Source organism: Streptosporangium sp. NPDC023615 (assembly GCF_040640155.1).
Classification (GTDB): domain Bacteria; phylum Actinomycetota; class Actinomycetes; order Streptosporangiales; family Streptosporangiaceae; genus Streptosporangium.
In genome coordinates, this window is record NZ_JBFABE010000007.1 from 183,477 (window position 1) to 196,802 (window position 13,326).

At 68.7% G+C, this 13,326-nt stretch carries 17 protein-coding genes and 1 pseudogene; 11 read left to right on the top strand and 7 right to left on the bottom strand.

Translation table 11 applies throughout. The annotated features are described in order from the left end of the window. Window positions 1–15: 15 nt before the first annotated feature. The 3 genes from AB0G16_RS08485 to AB0G16_RS08495 all read right to left on the bottom strand — a co-directional run bounded on the left by AB0G16_RS08485 (window position 16) and on the right by AB0G16_RS08495 (window position 2,360). Window positions 16–1,269, bottom strand: coding sequence for an ATP-binding protein (locus tag AB0G16_RS08485; RefSeq protein WP_362800706.1), 1,254 nt, complete (start codon window positions 1,267–1,269; stop codon window positions 16–18). A 135-nt stretch (window positions 1,270–1,404) separates the two neighbouring features. Further along, complete coding sequence (locus tag AB0G16_RS08490) at window positions 1,405–1,881, bottom strand: ATP-binding protein (RefSeq protein WP_362800708.1); 477 nt, start codon at window positions 1,879–1,881, stop codon at window positions 1,405–1,407. 92 nt (window positions 1,882–1,973) lie between these two features. Next, on the bottom strand, window positions 1,974–2,360 hold the full coding sequence (locus tag AB0G16_RS08495) for a hypothetical protein (RefSeq protein ID WP_362800711.1): 387 nt from the start codon (window positions 2,358–2,360) through the stop codon (window positions 1,974–1,976). A 484-nt stretch (window positions 2,361–2,844) separates the two neighbouring features. Between AB0G16_RS08495 and AB0G16_RS08500 the strand changes: the two are divergent. From AB0G16_RS08500 to AB0G16_RS08510, 3 genes and pseudogenes are all read left to right on the top strand, one after another. Next, window positions 2,845–2,970: pseudogene (locus AB0G16_RS08500) on the top strand (helix-turn-helix transcriptional regulator); the annotation flags it as partial. Between the two features lie 85 nt (window positions 2,971–3,055). Next, window positions 3,056–3,637 carry a DUF5753 domain-containing protein gene (locus AB0G16_RS08505; RefSeq protein ID WP_362800866.1) on the top strand — a complete coding sequence of 194 codons (582 nt, stop codon included), beginning with the start codon at window positions 3,056–3,058 and terminating at the stop codon, window positions 3,635–3,637. Then, on the top strand, window positions 3,628–3,840 hold the full coding sequence (locus tag AB0G16_RS08510) for a DUF397 domain-containing protein (RefSeq protein ID WP_362800714.1): 213 nt from the start codon (window positions 3,628–3,630) through the stop codon (window positions 3,838–3,840). The genes AB0G16_RS08505 and AB0G16_RS08510 overlap by 10 nt, the downstream gene beginning before the upstream one ends. Window positions 3,841–3,919: 79 nt before the next feature. On the opposite strand, the gene AB0G16_RS08515 is transcribed toward AB0G16_RS08510, so the two are convergent. Continuing rightward, entirely contained in the window at window positions 3,920–4,225 is a 306-nt protein-coding gene (locus AB0G16_RS08515; RefSeq protein WP_362800717.1) for a type II toxin-antitoxin system RelE/ParE family toxin, read from the bottom strand. Window positions 4,226–4,437: 212 nt separating this feature from the next. Here AB0G16_RS08515 and AB0G16_RS08520 point away from each other — a divergent pair, with 212 nt between their 5' ends. Continuing rightward, window positions 4,438–5,925 carry a cellulase family glycosylhydrolase gene (locus AB0G16_RS08520; protein ID WP_362800720.1) on the top strand — a complete coding sequence of 496 codons (1,488 nt, stop codon included), beginning with the start codon at window positions 4,438–4,440 and terminating at the stop codon, window positions 5,923–5,925. Between the two features lie 208 nt (window positions 5,926–6,133). Here AB0G16_RS08520 and AB0G16_RS08525 read toward each other — a convergent pair whose 3' ends face one another. Beyond that, window positions 6,134–6,595 carry a MerR family transcriptional regulator gene (locus AB0G16_RS08525; protein WP_362800723.1) on the bottom strand — a complete coding sequence of 154 codons (462 nt, stop codon included), beginning with the start codon at window positions 6,593–6,595 and terminating at the stop codon, window positions 6,134–6,136. A 28-nt stretch (window positions 6,596–6,623) separates the two neighbouring features. On the opposite strand from AB0G16_RS08525, the gene AB0G16_RS08530 reads away from it, so the two are divergent. Continuing rightward, window positions 6,624–7,310: a methyltransferase domain-containing protein gene (locus AB0G16_RS08530; protein WP_362800726.1), complete on the top strand. Its 687-nt coding sequence runs from the start codon at window positions 6,624–6,626 to the stop codon at window positions 7,308–7,310. 61 nt (window positions 7,311–7,371) lie between these two features. Further along, window positions 7,372–7,896: a hypothetical protein gene (locus AB0G16_RS08535; protein WP_362800729.1), complete on the top strand. Its 525-nt coding sequence runs from the start codon at window positions 7,372–7,374 to the stop codon at window positions 7,894–7,896. 36 nt (window positions 7,897–7,932) lie between these two features. On the opposite strand, the gene AB0G16_RS08540 is transcribed toward AB0G16_RS08535, so the two are convergent. Further along, window positions 7,933–8,658: a TetR/AcrR family transcriptional regulator gene (locus AB0G16_RS08540; protein ID WP_362800732.1), complete on the bottom strand. Its 726-nt coding sequence runs from the start codon at window positions 8,656–8,658 to the stop codon at window positions 7,933–7,935. A 110-nt stretch (window positions 8,659–8,768) separates the two neighbouring features. Between AB0G16_RS08540 and AB0G16_RS08545 the strand changes: the two genes are divergently transcribed. The 5 genes from AB0G16_RS08545 to AB0G16_RS08565 all read left to right on the top strand — a co-directional run bounded on the left by AB0G16_RS08545 (window position 8,769) and on the right by AB0G16_RS08565 (window position 12,186). After that, window positions 8,769–9,038 carry a hypothetical protein gene (locus tag AB0G16_RS08545; protein WP_362800735.1) on the top strand — a complete coding sequence of 90 codons (270 nt, stop codon included), beginning with the start codon at window positions 8,769–8,771 and terminating at the stop codon, window positions 9,036–9,038. A 17-nt stretch (window positions 9,039–9,055) separates the two neighbouring features. Further along, a complete protein-coding gene (locus tag AB0G16_RS08550) occupies window positions 9,056–9,577 on the top strand; it encodes a hypothetical protein (protein WP_362800738.1) in 522 nt (173 codons plus the stop codon). A 95-nt stretch (window positions 9,578–9,672) separates the two neighbouring features. Further along, a complete protein-coding gene (locus AB0G16_RS08555) occupies window positions 9,673–10,491 on the top strand; it encodes a MerR family transcriptional regulator (protein WP_362800741.1) in 819 nt (272 codons plus the stop codon). Between the two features lie 166 nt (window positions 10,492–10,657). Beyond that, entirely contained in the window at window positions 10,658–11,164 is a 507-nt protein-coding gene (locus AB0G16_RS08560; protein ID WP_362800743.1) for a GNAT family N-acetyltransferase, read from the top strand. A gap of 209 nt (window positions 11,165–11,373) precedes the next feature. Further along, a complete protein-coding gene (locus AB0G16_RS08565; RefSeq protein ID WP_362800747.1) occupies window positions 11,374–12,186 on the top strand; it encodes an SAM-dependent methyltransferase in 813 nt (270 codons plus the stop codon). Between the two features lie 108 nt (window positions 12,187–12,294). On the opposite strand, the gene AB0G16_RS08570 is transcribed toward AB0G16_RS08565, so the two are convergent. Further along, on the bottom strand, window positions 12,295–13,236 hold the full coding sequence (locus AB0G16_RS08570; protein WP_362800750.1) for an SDR family NAD(P)-dependent oxidoreductase: 942 nt from the start codon (window positions 13,234–13,236) through the stop codon (window positions 12,295–12,297). Window positions 13,237–13,326 lie beyond the last annotated feature (90 nt).

A 13,326-nucleotide genomic window follows, 5' to 3' on the forward strand; every position in this document is an offset into this window, starting at 1 on the left:
ACAGCGCGGAGACTTTCACGTGCCGGGAGGGTTCGTGGTCCACAGCGCGGAGATGGGCAGACACGCCAGACCGTCGCCGAAGCTCAGCGATTCCGTACCGCAGTAGAGGACGAACCCCGCGCGGAACCGTGAGCCGAGCCGTCGCTGCATGAGCCTCAGGCCGCGGAAATCATCTGTCCGTACCGTCTCCGCCGCCTTGACCTCGATGCCGATGATCTGGCCTGAGTTGTCTTCGAGTACCGCGTCCACCTCGTACTGGTCACGATCGCGGTAGTGGTAGAGACGAGCGGTGGTGTCGGACCAGGTGAGCTGACGAGCCAGCTCGCCGAGTACGAAGTTCTCCATCAACCCGCCGATCGGTGCGTCCGTCGCGCTTCCCAGAGCCAGATGGTTGGCGAGACCGGAGTCGACGAAGATGACCTTCGGGGTCGCGACCGTCCTGGTCGTCAGGTTCGACGACCAGGACGGTACCAGCCGTACCAGATAGATGGTCTCCAGGATGTCTATGTAGCTGCGGACCGTTGGCGCCGTGACGCTCAGTTCGGAGGCGAGACGGTTCACGTTGAGCAGTCCACCTGTCTGGGCGGCCAGCAGCGCGATCAGCCTGCGCATGTCACCGGCCTTCTCGATGTCCGCCACCTGCTTGACGTCACGGCTGAGCAGATCCGCGATGTAACTCTCGTAGAACCGTTGCCGCCGACGGGGAGACTCGCGGCGTACCGCTTCCGGATAACCTCCCCGGGCCATCCTGACGAGATAATCCTTGCGCCGCAGTGTCGACGGTCCGCCGCGGGTATCGGAGCCGAGGGCGAAGGCGGCGTCGACGAAACCGTCGGGAGTGCCGTCCATCTCGCCCTGGGACAGCGGCCAGAGTTCGACGGTTTCCGAGCGACCCGGCAACGTGTCCGGCAGACTGCGCAGCGCCAGTAGCCGTGCTGAGCCGGTCAGCAGGAAACGACCGGGGCGCGGATCGCGGTCGACCAAGTACTTGATCGCCAGCCAGAGGTCGGGGACCCGCTGGACTTCGTCGATGAGCATCAAACCGTCGTGGCGGACGAACCGGACCGGATCCTCCATGGCGGCCGCCCGAGTGACCGGATCATCGAGGAAGCGCGTCACTCCGTTCGCCCCCTGGCGTAGGACGAGCTCGGCCAGAGTGCTCTTGCCCACCTGGCGAGCCCCGTTGATCACGACGACCCGTGTGTCGGCCAAGGCCTCCGCGATCAGGCCGGCTGCCTTCCTGGGAACGTAGTCCATTGCGCTTCGCACCGGTCGATCCTAGCAGTCACTTTAGATCTGCCGAAGGTCACTCTTTAGATCTGCCGTACCCCACCCTTTATATCTGCCGAACACTGGCGGTTTGCCGAATCTCCATGGCCGGACACGTCCGGCACATCTACCGGATCACTCTTTGGCCTTGCCATGAGGGAAAAGACGCCAGCGGGCCCAGACGGTCTTGCCGGGACGGCGGGGGAGAGGGGTGACGCCGTGGTCGTGGGCGAGGGCCCCGACGATGGCCAGGCCACGTCCGTGGACGGCCTCGGCGTCGAGGGCGAGGCGGCGGAGCCGTCCCGGACCCCGGTCGGTCACCTCGACCCGAAGCTCGTCCACCCTGCCCCGCATGGAGAACCTGACCACGGGCTCGCCGTGGACGATCGTGTTGGCGAGCATCTCGCCGACCACCAGGACGACATCGTCGGCGAGGTGGTGCAGCGCCCAGGCGGTGAGGGTCTCGCGCACCATGGCACGAGCCTTGGAGACGATCGACAGGTCGTGCGGCAGATCCCAGCAGACGGCACGCGGCTCGTCCGGGGAGTGCCGATCGGCTCCCTGCGGCACGTCCGGAGGTCGCGAGGTGTCGTCGTCCGGAGTCTCAGGCATGGTCTCTCCTCGAGGAGGCGGTGCGCCGTGTCCGGCTCGCGCGTCAGGTGGTGTGCTTCCCCGCCGATGCCGCCCGCGTCGAGCGCGCCCGCTCACGCGGTCACTCCCTGCCGGGGGGTGTGCCTGCCGGAGGGGGTACGGGAGCCCGGCGGCCGTCCGCGCCGGTACGGCACCGAGGTCGCGGCGACGGGCTGCTCCGCCCTCCGGTGACGGCCGGGGGACCCCTCGGAGGTCCGAACGGGAGGAGCGGCGGGAACGGCCGGGCCCGGAATCGAGCGGACGGGCGTCGCGACGGGCGGGCGCCCGGACAGGTCGAGGCGACGACGGGCGGCCATCCGGGCACGGACCTGGGCGGGGGTGGGCTGCTCCCAGTGGTGGTGCGCGCGGTGCGGCAGGCTGGCGGCCTCGTGCGCGTACGGGGGATGGCCGCACCAGCGGCAACCGAGCGGCATCGGCGGCCGGTCCGCATGCCAACGCACCAGGATCGGCCTGGGGTTTCCTCTAGGGTTGTGCATCGGATCGGACCTCCAGAGTCCGGTCGAGGGGCTTGTCATGGCGTGCCGTGCCGTGGCAGGCCCCGATCTGTTCGTGGGGCAAGAGCGACGCGTTTCCGTCGGACTTACTCAGCGGTGACAGCTACGTGTCCGCAAGAGGCTGAGGTGCGATCGTCGATCTGTTCTCCGTGTGAGTAAGCAGGATTTCCGCCCTCCCGACTCGGACATATCTGATGATTTTTCGATATTCGTGAGGAGTGCTCCCTGCGGGCATGCGGAAGCCGCTTCAGTGGCGTCTCCGGTTTCCCGGAACCCTTAACAGAGTGCCTTTCAATGGCTACTTTGGGTATTGAAATCTGCGGTACATCAGCGAGACGGTTTGTAGAAAAGCTGTACCGCTTGTGTCGCGGTGTGGAATTCTTCGCTGGATGGAGTCAAAATGTTCATGAACTCCGATCTCGATCCGACAATGAGCAATCTGGCTCTCTTCGGTGCGGAACTCCGTAAATGCCGGAAAAGGGCAAAAATAACTCAGGACGAGCTGGCCGAGGTGACCCAGTTCAGCAGGAGCCTGCTGAGCTTCGTCGAAAAGAGGCGAGCGCACGCCCAGCCGCAACCTGGCACAACGCTGCGACGAGGTCCTGGGTGCGAGCGGAGAGCTCGTCCAGCTCTGGGAGTACATCACCCACGCCGCGAGCCCTCGGTGGTTCCGGGGCTGGCTCGATGTCGAACCGGCCGCGCACACGCTGCACACCTGGGAGCCGCTCGTCATGCCGGGCCTGCTCCAGACCGAGGAATACGCGCGGGCGGTCATCCGCGGAGAGCCCGGCATAACCGACCAGCAGGCAGAAAAGGCCGTTGCGGCCCGAATGGAGCGTCAGGCGATCTTCGGTCGCGACGACCCGCCCCTGTTCCGTGCGGTGATCGACGAAGGCGTTCTGTATCGACTCATCGGCGGCAGGGAAGTCATGCGCAGACAACTCGAACGCCTCGCGCGGGCGATAGAGTCCCCGCGAATCGGCGTCCAGATCATTCCCTTGGAACTGGGGGTGACGACGGGAATCCTCGGCGGTTTCGTGATCGCCCAGCTTCCTGGGAACCCGGATATGGTGTATATCCAATCTGCGATCCATGGAAGCGTGTCGAGCCGTCCTGAAGACGTGGAGGCCATCCACGCCAGATACGGCGCCCTGCGTGCGGAGGCGCAACCCCAGCGCGCGTCCATCGAGTTGATCAGAAAGGCCGAGAAGCTGTGGATCTGAGCGACGAGCTGAAGACCGCAATCTGGCGCAAGGCCACCAAGAGTGGATCTGACCAGGGCAACTGCCTGGAAGTGGCTCCGTTGTCGGGTGGTCGGGTGGGTCTGCGGGACACCGAGGCTCCCGAGCGGGCGCCGTTCGTGGTGAGCGCGAGTGTGTGGGACGCCTTCGTCGAAGGCGCCAAGAAGGGCGAGTTCGACTTCTAGTTCGAACCCGCGAGATACGAGAAGCCCTCGGCCGGTTGGCCAAGGGCTTCTGTCGTCGTACGGCTATGCCACGGTGTACTCAACGTCTCCGAAGTCGGCCACCACGCGAAGCCGTCCGCCGAGAGCCTCCACGTAGGAGCGCAGGGTCGCCACCTCGGCACGGTCGATCTGGCCGCCTTTCCGCTATCGGTGCGTTCGTGCCGTACCACTGATCCCAGTTGCCGGCCTTGCCGCCTGCGGCCAGGAGCACCGCCCGGTGAGTCGGGTCGAACGCGAACGGAACGCGGATCTCGCTTTTTCTGGATGAAGCTGGCCTCAACTCTTTTAGGAGCCGTTCGAGGTTCAGACTTGGCCGGATCACCTGTTCTGAAACTTTCACGACCATTGACTTATTCAAGTCAGGGAATTGAGAATGCTCAACGTCGTTCGAGAGGGCCACCAGCTGCCATGTCCATGATCCGATCCGAAGGCGCGTGCCGTTCTTTCGACATCGATGCGGCAGTTGTCGAGGACGCCGGCGAGGCCCCCGCCTACGACCATCGGATCCGATCCTGAGGCGGCAGATCTCCGGATCCACCAGGGAGAAAGAGGAAATCAATGAGACATCGCATCGCGCTGGCCGCGGCGACGGCCGTCGGCCTCGCGGCCGTGGGGGCCGCGCTCTTGAGCCCGCCGGCCTCCGCCGCCGAAAGTGGCTGCTCCGTGAAGTACAAGGTCGCCGGCGAGTGGCAGGGTGGCTTCCAGGGGGACGTCTCAATCACCAATCTGGGCGATCCACTGACCGGCTGGACGCTGGAGTTCGACTTCCCCACTCCCGGACAGGGCGTGACCAACGGCTGGAGCGCCGACTGGTCGCAGTCCGGCGCGCACGTCACCGCCAAGAGCCTTGGCTGGAACTCCAATGTGGCCACCGGCGCCTCGGTGTCGGTCGGCTTCACCGGTAGGTGGAGCGGCGACAACCCCGTTCCCACCGTCTTCAAGGTCAACGGCATCGCCTGCGACGGCCAGTCCCCCACCCCGACCCCGACCCCCACCCCGTCGCCTACTCCCACCCCTGATCCCGGCGGCCCGGCACCGCAGTTGCGCGTCTCCGGCAACAAGATCGTCACCGCCGAAGGCAAGCCGTACCGGCTGCTGGGTGTCAGCCGCTCCAGTGGGGAGTACGCCTGCGTCCAGGGCAAGGGGACGTGGGACTACGGCCCGGTGGACCAGGCTTCGGTCGATGCGATGAAGAGCTGGAACATCCACGCCGTCCGCATTCCGCTCAACGAGGAGTGCTGGCTCGGCACCAACGGCACGCCCAGCGGCGCCGTCTACCAGCAGGACGTCAAGGACTACGTGAACCTGCTGGTCGCCAACGGCATCACGCCGATCCTCGACCTGCACTGGAACTGGGGACAGTTCACCGGCGTCTCCTGGGCGTGCACCGACACCACGGCGACCTGCCAGAAGCCGATGCCCGACGCCCAGTACGCCCCGCAGTTCTGGACCGGTGTCGCGAAGACCTTCAAGGGCAACAACGCGGTGGTCTTCGACCTGTTCAACGAGCCGTGGCCGGAATACGGCACCGGTGACACCACCTCGGGCTGGAAGTGCCTGCGCGACGGTGGGAACTGCCCCGGCATCTCCTACGAGGTCGCGGGGATGCAGAGCCTGGTCGACGCCGTCCGGGCGACGGGGGCGACCAACATCGTCATGGTCGGCGGCCTGGCCTGGTCGAACGACGTGAGCCAGTGGATGCAGTACAAGCCGAACGACCCGACCGGCAACCTGGCCGCCTCGTGGCACTCCTACAGCTTCAACTACTGCTCCAACGAAGCCTGCTGGGACAGCCAGATCGCCCCGCTCGCCGCGAAGGTCCCCGTGGTGACCGGTGAGTTCGGCGCGGACGACTGCGGCTACGACTACATGGACCGGCTCACCAAGTGGGCCGACAAGAACGGCGTGTCGTACCTGGCCTGGACCTGGAGCCCCTGGGGCTGCACCCAGGGCGCGGTGCTCATCAAGGACTGGAACGGCACACCCGAGCCCGGCATCGGTGCGGGCTACAAGGCGCACCTGCTCACCCAGGACCCGTACGCGTGACCACCCGTCCCGACCGCGGATGATCGCGCCGGGCCCGGCCGTCGCACCGTGACGGCCGGGTCCGTCGGGTGAACGGGCGGTAGGTGTCGTGCCCGGATCCGCGTGGGCCTGAGGCGTCACGGTGAAGACGAGAAGGACGCGTCGCGTGGTCTCGACCGGTGCTGCTCCTCCCGCGTCCGCCGCCTCACCCCGTCCCGGTGGGCCACGCTCATTCGTCCTCCTCGCCGGCCGGCTCCGCTACGTGCTCGACGGCCCGATCCGCGGTACGGCGATCCGGACCCGTCGCGGAGGACGACCGCAGCCGGTCGGTCAGGAATCCCTGGAAGTGCGGGCACGTCATGATGTCGTCGTGCGGGCATTCCAGGCCGCCCTCCAGCATGTCCAGGGCGGCCTGCGCCCTGGAGATCCGTGTCAGCAGCCTCTCGCGGTGGCGGGCCATCACCTCGTGGCGGTCCGGCGCGGATCGGGCGGCCAGCATCGTCCGGATGTCCGCGAGCCCGAACCCCGCCTCCTTCGAGATCAGGATCGCCGCCACCCGGTACAGGTCCGCGTCGGTGTAGCGGCGGCGGTCACCCACGCGGGCCGGTGTCATCAGTCCTTCCGACTCCCAGTGACGCAGCACGTGGGTCGGCAACCCGAACTGAGCCGCCACCTCACCGATTGACTTCATGTCGACATTAAGTCGCACACTGATGACCATGTCCACACTGCTTACTCTCCTTGACGCTCTCGACGACCTCTCTCAGGCCCGCGACCTGCGGGAACGCACCTACCGGGCGCTGGGCGACAGCGTCGTCGACGTCGGCTGCGGAAGCGGGCGCGCCGTCGGCGAGCTGGCCGCCCGCGGGGTCAGGGCCATCGGCGTCGACCTGGATCCCGCCATGATCGAGGTCGCCGCCGAACGCTGGCCCGCGGGCGAGTTCCACGTCGCCGACGCCACCGCGCTGCCTCTCGACGACGGCTCGGTCACCGGCTACCGCGCCGACAAGCTCCTGCACGCTCTCACCGAGCCCGAGCGGGCCGTCGCCGAGGCCCGCCGGGTCCTGGCCTCAAACGGCCGCGCGGTGCTCGCCGGCCAGGACTGGGACACGTTCGTGATCGACTCCGACGATCCCGGACTCGTCCGCACGCTCGTCCACGCCCGCGCGGACGCCATGCCGCACCCGCGAGCCGCGCGCCGGTACCGCAACCTCCTGCTGGACAACGGGTTCGTCGACGTCACCGTCGAGGTCCACACGATCGTGTGGACGGGCCGCGAGGGCCTGCCGATACTCGCCAACCTGGGAGAGGGCACCTGGCTCGACGAGCAGGCCGCCCGGGCACGCGACGACCGGCTGTTCCTCGCCGTCCCGATCTTCCTCGCCTCCGGGACGCGCGCTGGCTGAGCGCCGGTCCGGCGCCGGCGGTGATGCCGCCTTCCCGCCGGGGCTGTGGCATGTTCGTCGGATGAACCGTTTTTCCCGTTCCCGGGTCCAGCGACGATTGCGGTCGCTGGCCTGGCTGGAGGCGCTGAACGTCCCGTTGCAGGCGGCGATCTGGTTCGGCGTGCTCGGACTGCCGGTGACCGCGGGCAACGCCGCGGGCTTCGCGTTGTTCGCGCTTCTCCTGCTGGAGGGGGCGGGGTACTGGTCGGCGAAGCTGCGCCAGATCGCCACACGAGACAGGTTCCTCCCGGGGCGCCGGGCCTTCGAGATCCTCCGCAGGGGTAACGTCGCCGTGCTCGCCGTCGGGCTGCTGTTCGTCGCGGGGACGGTGGTGGTCGATCCGGGGATCGGAAGCTGGCCCGGCCTGGGGTTCGGGCTGTTCGCCGTGCTGGAGCATGTGAATTACTTTCACGTCCAGCTCATGTACGACACCGCCGAGGATCTCCGCCACCTGCGCTCACACGGTCTGCGCCGCGCTCACCTGGCCCGTGACCTCGTTCTTCACGAGGAACGTGCCGCCCACCGCGTCCGTGGCGACGAACGGTGACTCCAGGACCGACGTTCCCCCGCGGCCGCCGGCCGGTCACGGCCGCTCCGTCAGGATGCGGCTCAGGTGGTAGTCCACGGTGCGCCGCACGTCCGCCAGGGTGCGGCGGCGGTGCAGCAGGTCGAGTCCGAGCCCGCTCACGCCGCCGACGAGCAGGACCGCTTCCCGGGCCGCGTCGATCGAGGGCCGGGCACCGGCCGCCTCGATCAGGGCGGTGACCAGGTCCTCCAGCGGGCTCCCCTCGTGCAGGAAGACCGCCGCCAGCGCGGGATCGGTGAGGCTCCGCGCGTAGTAGGCGGCCATCACCCGCAGGCTCGCGCGGCGCTGTTCGTCGAGCGGAAGCAGCTCCTCCAGGGTGGCGCGCAGCAGCACCCGCGGGTCGGACGCGTCACGCAGCGCCGCGATCCGCTCCCGGCCCCGGTGCTCGTTCTCCCGGTGCAGCATCTGCAGGGCGGTGACCAGCAGGTGGTGCTTGCCGGTGAAGTGGTACTGCACCACCCGCGGGGACACGCCCGCCTCGGCGGCGATCTCCCGGACGGTGGCCATCTGGAGGCCGCGCTCGGCGGCGATCCGCCAGATCGCCTCGACGATCTGCCGCCGGCGACCGGCCGGCTCCGGAGCGGCGGGGGCCGGGACCGGCGGGTTCCTGCGGGCCCGGTACGCCCGTGCCTGACAGGCGCGGGAGCAGTAGACCGGGCGGCGTCCGCGCGCGGACGCCCGCAGCGGGCCGCGACAGACCCGGCACTTCATTTCGTCACCCACACTTCCAGATTAACCGCATCATTACCGTGATGTATTGCCCTTCATTGCCTTGCTGACAGGGGATCACCGATGGTGTCGTTGATACATTCGTATCTCGACGGGAGTGGACTGTGAACGAGGCCTGGTACCGGCTGGCAATGCTTCTCACGCTCATCGCGGGTGTCTGGGAGGGCCCGATGGCGATCATCTTCCGCGTGTTCACCGACAAGGACCCGAACGTGCTGGTGGCGGCCAACTACCTGCCCGCCCCGTGGTGCTACGTCGCCGCCGTCGCGGCGGCGGCCGTCGCGTTCGCGGTGATCGCCTTCCTGGACGTCCGGCACAAGCGGGCGATCTCCGCCGCCCGCCGTCCGGACCGGTCGGGAAATGTCGGTCCATGATCGTAGGGTCGCGGCTCATGACCGACTCTCACAGCGTTTCCTTTGATCTGCGTGTCTCCTACCGGCAGGCGTACCTCGTCGACGAGACCGACGACGCCGAGGGGCCGGGCGACCTGCTGCCCGACCACCCCACGCATCGCGTCGGGATCGTACGGGTGCAGGACGGCTGCGCCTTTCTCATCACGGGCCTGCACACGGGCACGGTCGGCTTCTCGGTGACGGTGGCCGGCCACGACCCGGGGGCGGACACCGAAGGCTACGAGGACATCGTGGAGATCGACTTCGAGTCCGAGGCCGGGCAGGTGTCCTTGCACGAGTGGGGCGGCGGGAACGTCCACGAGCTTCCCGAACTTCCCGCGGGCCCGGGACGGTACCGGTTGCGTTACCACGCCCGGAACATGGACGAGGCCGCGGAGGCGGACACGTCGAGCGAGATCATCGACCGCTACCTGCTGCAGATCTGGCCTCAGGACGAGTCCCTCCCGCGCGTGGTCAAGAGCGCGAGCGGGATGCTCGCTTACTGGCGGCAACCGCGCTGACACCCGAGCGGCCCCCTCCGCCCGGCTCACTTCCGGGGTGTACGGGGTGACACGGTTGACCCTGACACGGTGTGAGGTCCTAAACCGGAGGCATCATGTTCAGCATCGGAGATTTCGCCCGCCTCGGCCGGGTGTCCGTACGCATGTTGCGGCACTACGACACGTTCGGACTGCTCCGGCCCGCCCGGGTCGACCAGGCCACCGGCTACCGCTACTACGAGGCACGGCAGCTGTCCCGGCTCAACCGGTTGATCGCGCTCAAGGATCTCGGCCTCAGCCTCCAGCAGGTGGGGCGGATCCTGGACGAGAAGGTCGGCCTGGAGGAGCTGCACGGCATGCTGCGACTCCGCCGCGCGGAGCTGGAGGCGCGGCTGGCCGAGGACACGGCGCGGCTGGCCCGGGTGGGTGCGAGACTCCGAACGATCGAAACGGAGGGCGTCATGCCCATCGATGTCGTGGTCAAGAGTGTTCCCGCGATCCGCCTCGCCGAGTTGAGCGACGTCGCGGAGAGCTTCGAGTCGGACAGGATCGGCCCGGTGATCCAGCCGTTGTACGGGGAACTGTGCAGGCGGCTCGACGAGGCCGGCCTCGCCGTCGTCGGCCCCATGGTCGCGTACTACGAGCAGCTCCCCGAGGGGGTGCGGGTGCACGCCGGCGCTCCGGTGAACGCGGAGCGGGACGGGTCCTACGACTTCGACGTCGTCGACCTGCCCGCGATCGAGCAGGCGGCCACGGTCGTCCACCACGGGCCCATGGAGGACGTGGACGCCACGGCCCAGCGGCTCGCCCGGTGGATCGAGGACAGCGGCTACCGCAGCTCCGGAATGGCCCGCGAGGTGTACCTCAAGTACGGCGACGGCGACCCGTCGACCTGGGTGACCGAATTGCAGGAAGTCATCACGCCACACCCATAGAACCGCCGGCCGAACCTCCGGGGGGTCACGTGTCCCGGCTCCGTGGCCGGCGGAGCGAACTCCCGGGGGCGTCGCGACACGGCTCGTCGCCCGGCTCCGGCCCGTCCCGGTGACCGGAAACGATCACCGGGTCGGCGCCAGCATGGCGGGTGGCAGGATTCGCCGTATGGGCGTAAGCGGTTACTCGTTGCGGCCGGCGACGGCCGGCGACGCGGGCTTCCTCACGGACATGCTCGTGGCGGCCGTGAATTGGGATCCCGCTCGGGAACCGATCGGTCGCGACCGTGTCCTCGCGGAGCGGCGGACGGCTCACTACGTCGAGGGCTGGCCCCGGCCGGGCGACCTCGGGGTGATCGCCGTCGAGGCGGGTGGGCGACCGGTCGGTGCGGCCTGGCTACGGCTGTTCGGCCCGGACGATCCCGGCTACGGTTTCGTGTCCGAAGGTGTCCCGGAACTCTCCGTGGGCGTTCTCCCGTCGTGGCGAGGCGGGGGAGTGGGACGTGCCCTGCTGACCGAGGTCGTCCGGCGGGCGGCGGAACGCGGCTTCACCCGTATCTGCCTGAGCGTCGAGCGGTCCAACCGCGCCCGCCGCCTCTACGCCACCGAAGGGTTCACGACCGTCGAATCGGGGCCGGACTCCGACACCATGATCATGATTCTCCCCGCACGGTGACAGCGGTCACGACGAGAAAGCGTGCGACGGCGAGCGCGGGACCTTCCCGGCGCATGGTTTCTCGTCGTGGACGCAAACGCGTTCGCACCGCTGGGTGGCCGCCACGCTGGGATGACAGAAGGAAGATCGGTGAAAGGCCGACAAGGCGTCTGAGGGGCCTGGTAGCGTCGGAGGCTGGTATCGATCTTGATTTGAGATGATATTTCACTATGAGTGACAGTGACGCCGTCGCATCCGCGTGGGCGCGTGTCGACACCACCGTGCCGCACTCCGCGAGGGTGTGGAACTTCCTGCTCGGCGGCAAGGACAACTTCCCGGTTGACCGCGAGGCCGGGGAGACCCTGCTCAGGCTGTTCCCCGACTTCGCGATGGTCGCGCGCCTGCAGCGTGACTTCCTCGTCCGCTCCGTCCGCTACCTGGTGCGCGAGGCCGGGATCCGGCAGTTCCTGGACATCGGCACCGGGCTGCCCACGGCGAACAACACCCACGAGGTCGCCCAGGGCATCGCGCCGGAAACGCGCGTGGTGTACGTGGACAACGACCCCATCGTGCTGGTGCACGCCCGTGCCCTGCTCACCGGCACCCCGGAGGGTGCCGCGTACTACGTCGACGCGGACGTCCGCAACCCCGAGCTCATCCTGGAGGGGGCGGCCACGACGCTGGACCTCGGCCGGCCGACAGCGGTCATGATGCTGAGCATCGCCGGGCAGGTGACCGACGACGACGACCCCCAGGGCATCATCGACCGGCTGCTGGAACCCCTCGTTCCCGGCAGTTATCTGGCGCTGAGCGACGGCACGAACACCAACCCGGCCCTGATCGAGGCCGTCACCGCCTACAACGCGAGCTCCGCCAACACCTACCAGCTCCGCAGCCCGGAGCGGATCGCCGGTTTCTTCGACGGCCTGGAGCTGGTGGAACCGGGTATGGTGCCGACACCGGAGTGGCGCCCCGAGCCGGACCGCTGGGACGAGCCCTCCCCCGTGGTGAGCGCGTTCTGCGGGGTGGCCCGCAAGCCCTGAGTTCCGCGGCCCACCCCGCAGACCTGCCCCGCAGACCCACCCTGCAGATCCCGAGCCATGCGAACCGGTCCTCCGCCGTCGTGCGAGAGACCGGTCCGTCCCGTACGCTCAGGCGTTCTCGCGGGCGAACCAGGCGACGGTCCGGCGCAGGCCCTCCTCCAGGCCGACGGCGGGCCGCCAGCCGAGGATCTCGACGGTGGCGGTCAGGTCGGCGATCCTGGCGCTGTCGAGGGGACGGTCGCCCAGCGCTCCGTAGCGGGGACGGGCCTCGCCGCCGGCGACACCGCCGACGATCCGGGTGAGCAGGTCCACGGTGTCGCGGATGGAGGTGCCCTCTCCCGCGCCGACGTCGAAGGTACGTCCCCCCGCCTCCGGGCTCGCGCCCGCCGCGAGGAAGGCGTCGACCACGTCGTCGACGTAGACCCAGTCGAGCTCGCGCGTGCCGCTGCCCAGCTCGGGCTCCTGCCCGCGCAGCAGCGACAGCGTCACGTACGGGACCAGCTTGCGGACGTCCTGGGGGCCGGGACCGTAGACCATGCCGATCCGCAGGTTGCTCACCTGGACGCCCCACAGGTGGTGGAACATCCGCGCGTAGCCCCCGGCGGCCCACTTGGAGGCCGCGTACGGCGAGGACGGCGCCCGCTCGCCCTCGTCCGGCCGGAGCTCCTCCAGCGAGCCCGCCAGCACCACGCGGGTCTCCGGGCCGTCGGTGACGGCCGTCAGCAGGTTGACCACGCCGGTGAGGTTGCTGTGCAGCATCGGCAGTACGAGCTTCGGATCCCTGGCCCCGGCGACCTCGCTGGCCAGGTGGAACACGACGTCCGGGCGGACGGAGCGGACGAGGGCCCGGGCCGCGTCCGCGTCGGCGACGTCGGCGACGTGCCACGTCTCGCCGTGCTCCGAGCCCTCCCGGGGTCTGCGGCCGACGGCGTGCACGCGCGCGCCGAGCTCGCCCAGGCGCCGGACCAGGTGGGCCCCGATGAAGCCACCGGCTCCCGTCACCAGCACGGGCCTCGCGTGCCAGTGCTCCTCCGCCAACGGGACGACCATGTTCTTCCTCCTGGTTCGGGGGGATTTGCGCAAACAAGCGGTAAGGCCCGCTCCGAGGAGCGGGCCTTACCGTGTGGTCGTGCGCGTGGT

What these genes read in the sequence shown, in the direction of transcription:
- AB0G16_RS08490 (WP_362800708.1), bottom strand. Translation starts at nt 1,881, where the DNA reads ATGCCTGAGACTCCGGACGACGACACCTCGCGACCTCCGGACGTGCCG.
- AB0G16_RS08515 (WP_362800717.1), bottom strand. Translation starts at nt 4,225, where the DNA reads ATGGTCGTGAAAGTTTCAGAACAGGTGATCCGGCCAAGTCTGAACCTC.
- AB0G16_RS08520 (WP_362800720.1), top strand. Translation starts at nt 4,438, where the DNA reads ATGAGACATCGCATCGCGCTGGCCGCGGCGACGGCCGTCGGCCTCGCG.
- AB0G16_RS08525 (WP_362800723.1), bottom strand. Translation starts at nt 6,595, where the DNA reads ATGAAGTCAATCGGTGAGGTGGCGGCTCAGTTCGGGTTGCCGACCCAC.
- AB0G16_RS08530 (WP_362800726.1), top strand. Translation starts at nt 6,624, where the DNA reads ATGTCCACACTGCTTACTCTCCTTGACGCTCTCGACGACCTCTCTCAG.
- AB0G16_RS08535 (WP_362800729.1), top strand. Translation starts at nt 7,372, where the DNA reads ATGAACCGTTTTTCCCGTTCCCGGGTCCAGCGACGATTGCGGTCGCTG.
- AB0G16_RS08550 (WP_362800738.1), top strand. Translation starts at nt 9,056, where the DNA reads ATGACCGACTCTCACAGCGTTTCCTTTGATCTGCGTGTCTCCTACCGG.
- AB0G16_RS08555 (WP_362800741.1), top strand. Translation starts at nt 9,673, where the DNA reads ATGTTCAGCATCGGAGATTTCGCCCGCCTCGGCCGGGTGTCCGTACGC.
- AB0G16_RS08560 (WP_362800743.1), top strand. Translation starts at nt 10,658, where the DNA reads ATGGGCGTAAGCGGTTACTCGTTGCGGCCGGCGACGGCCGGCGACGCG.
- AB0G16_RS08565 (WP_362800747.1), top strand. Translation starts at nt 11,374, where the DNA reads ATGAGTGACAGTGACGCCGTCGCATCCGCGTGGGCGCGTGTCGACACC.
- AB0G16_RS08570 (WP_362800750.1), bottom strand. Translation starts at nt 13,236, where the DNA reads ATGGTCGTCCCGTTGGCGGAGGAGCACTGGCACGCGAGGCCCGTGCTG.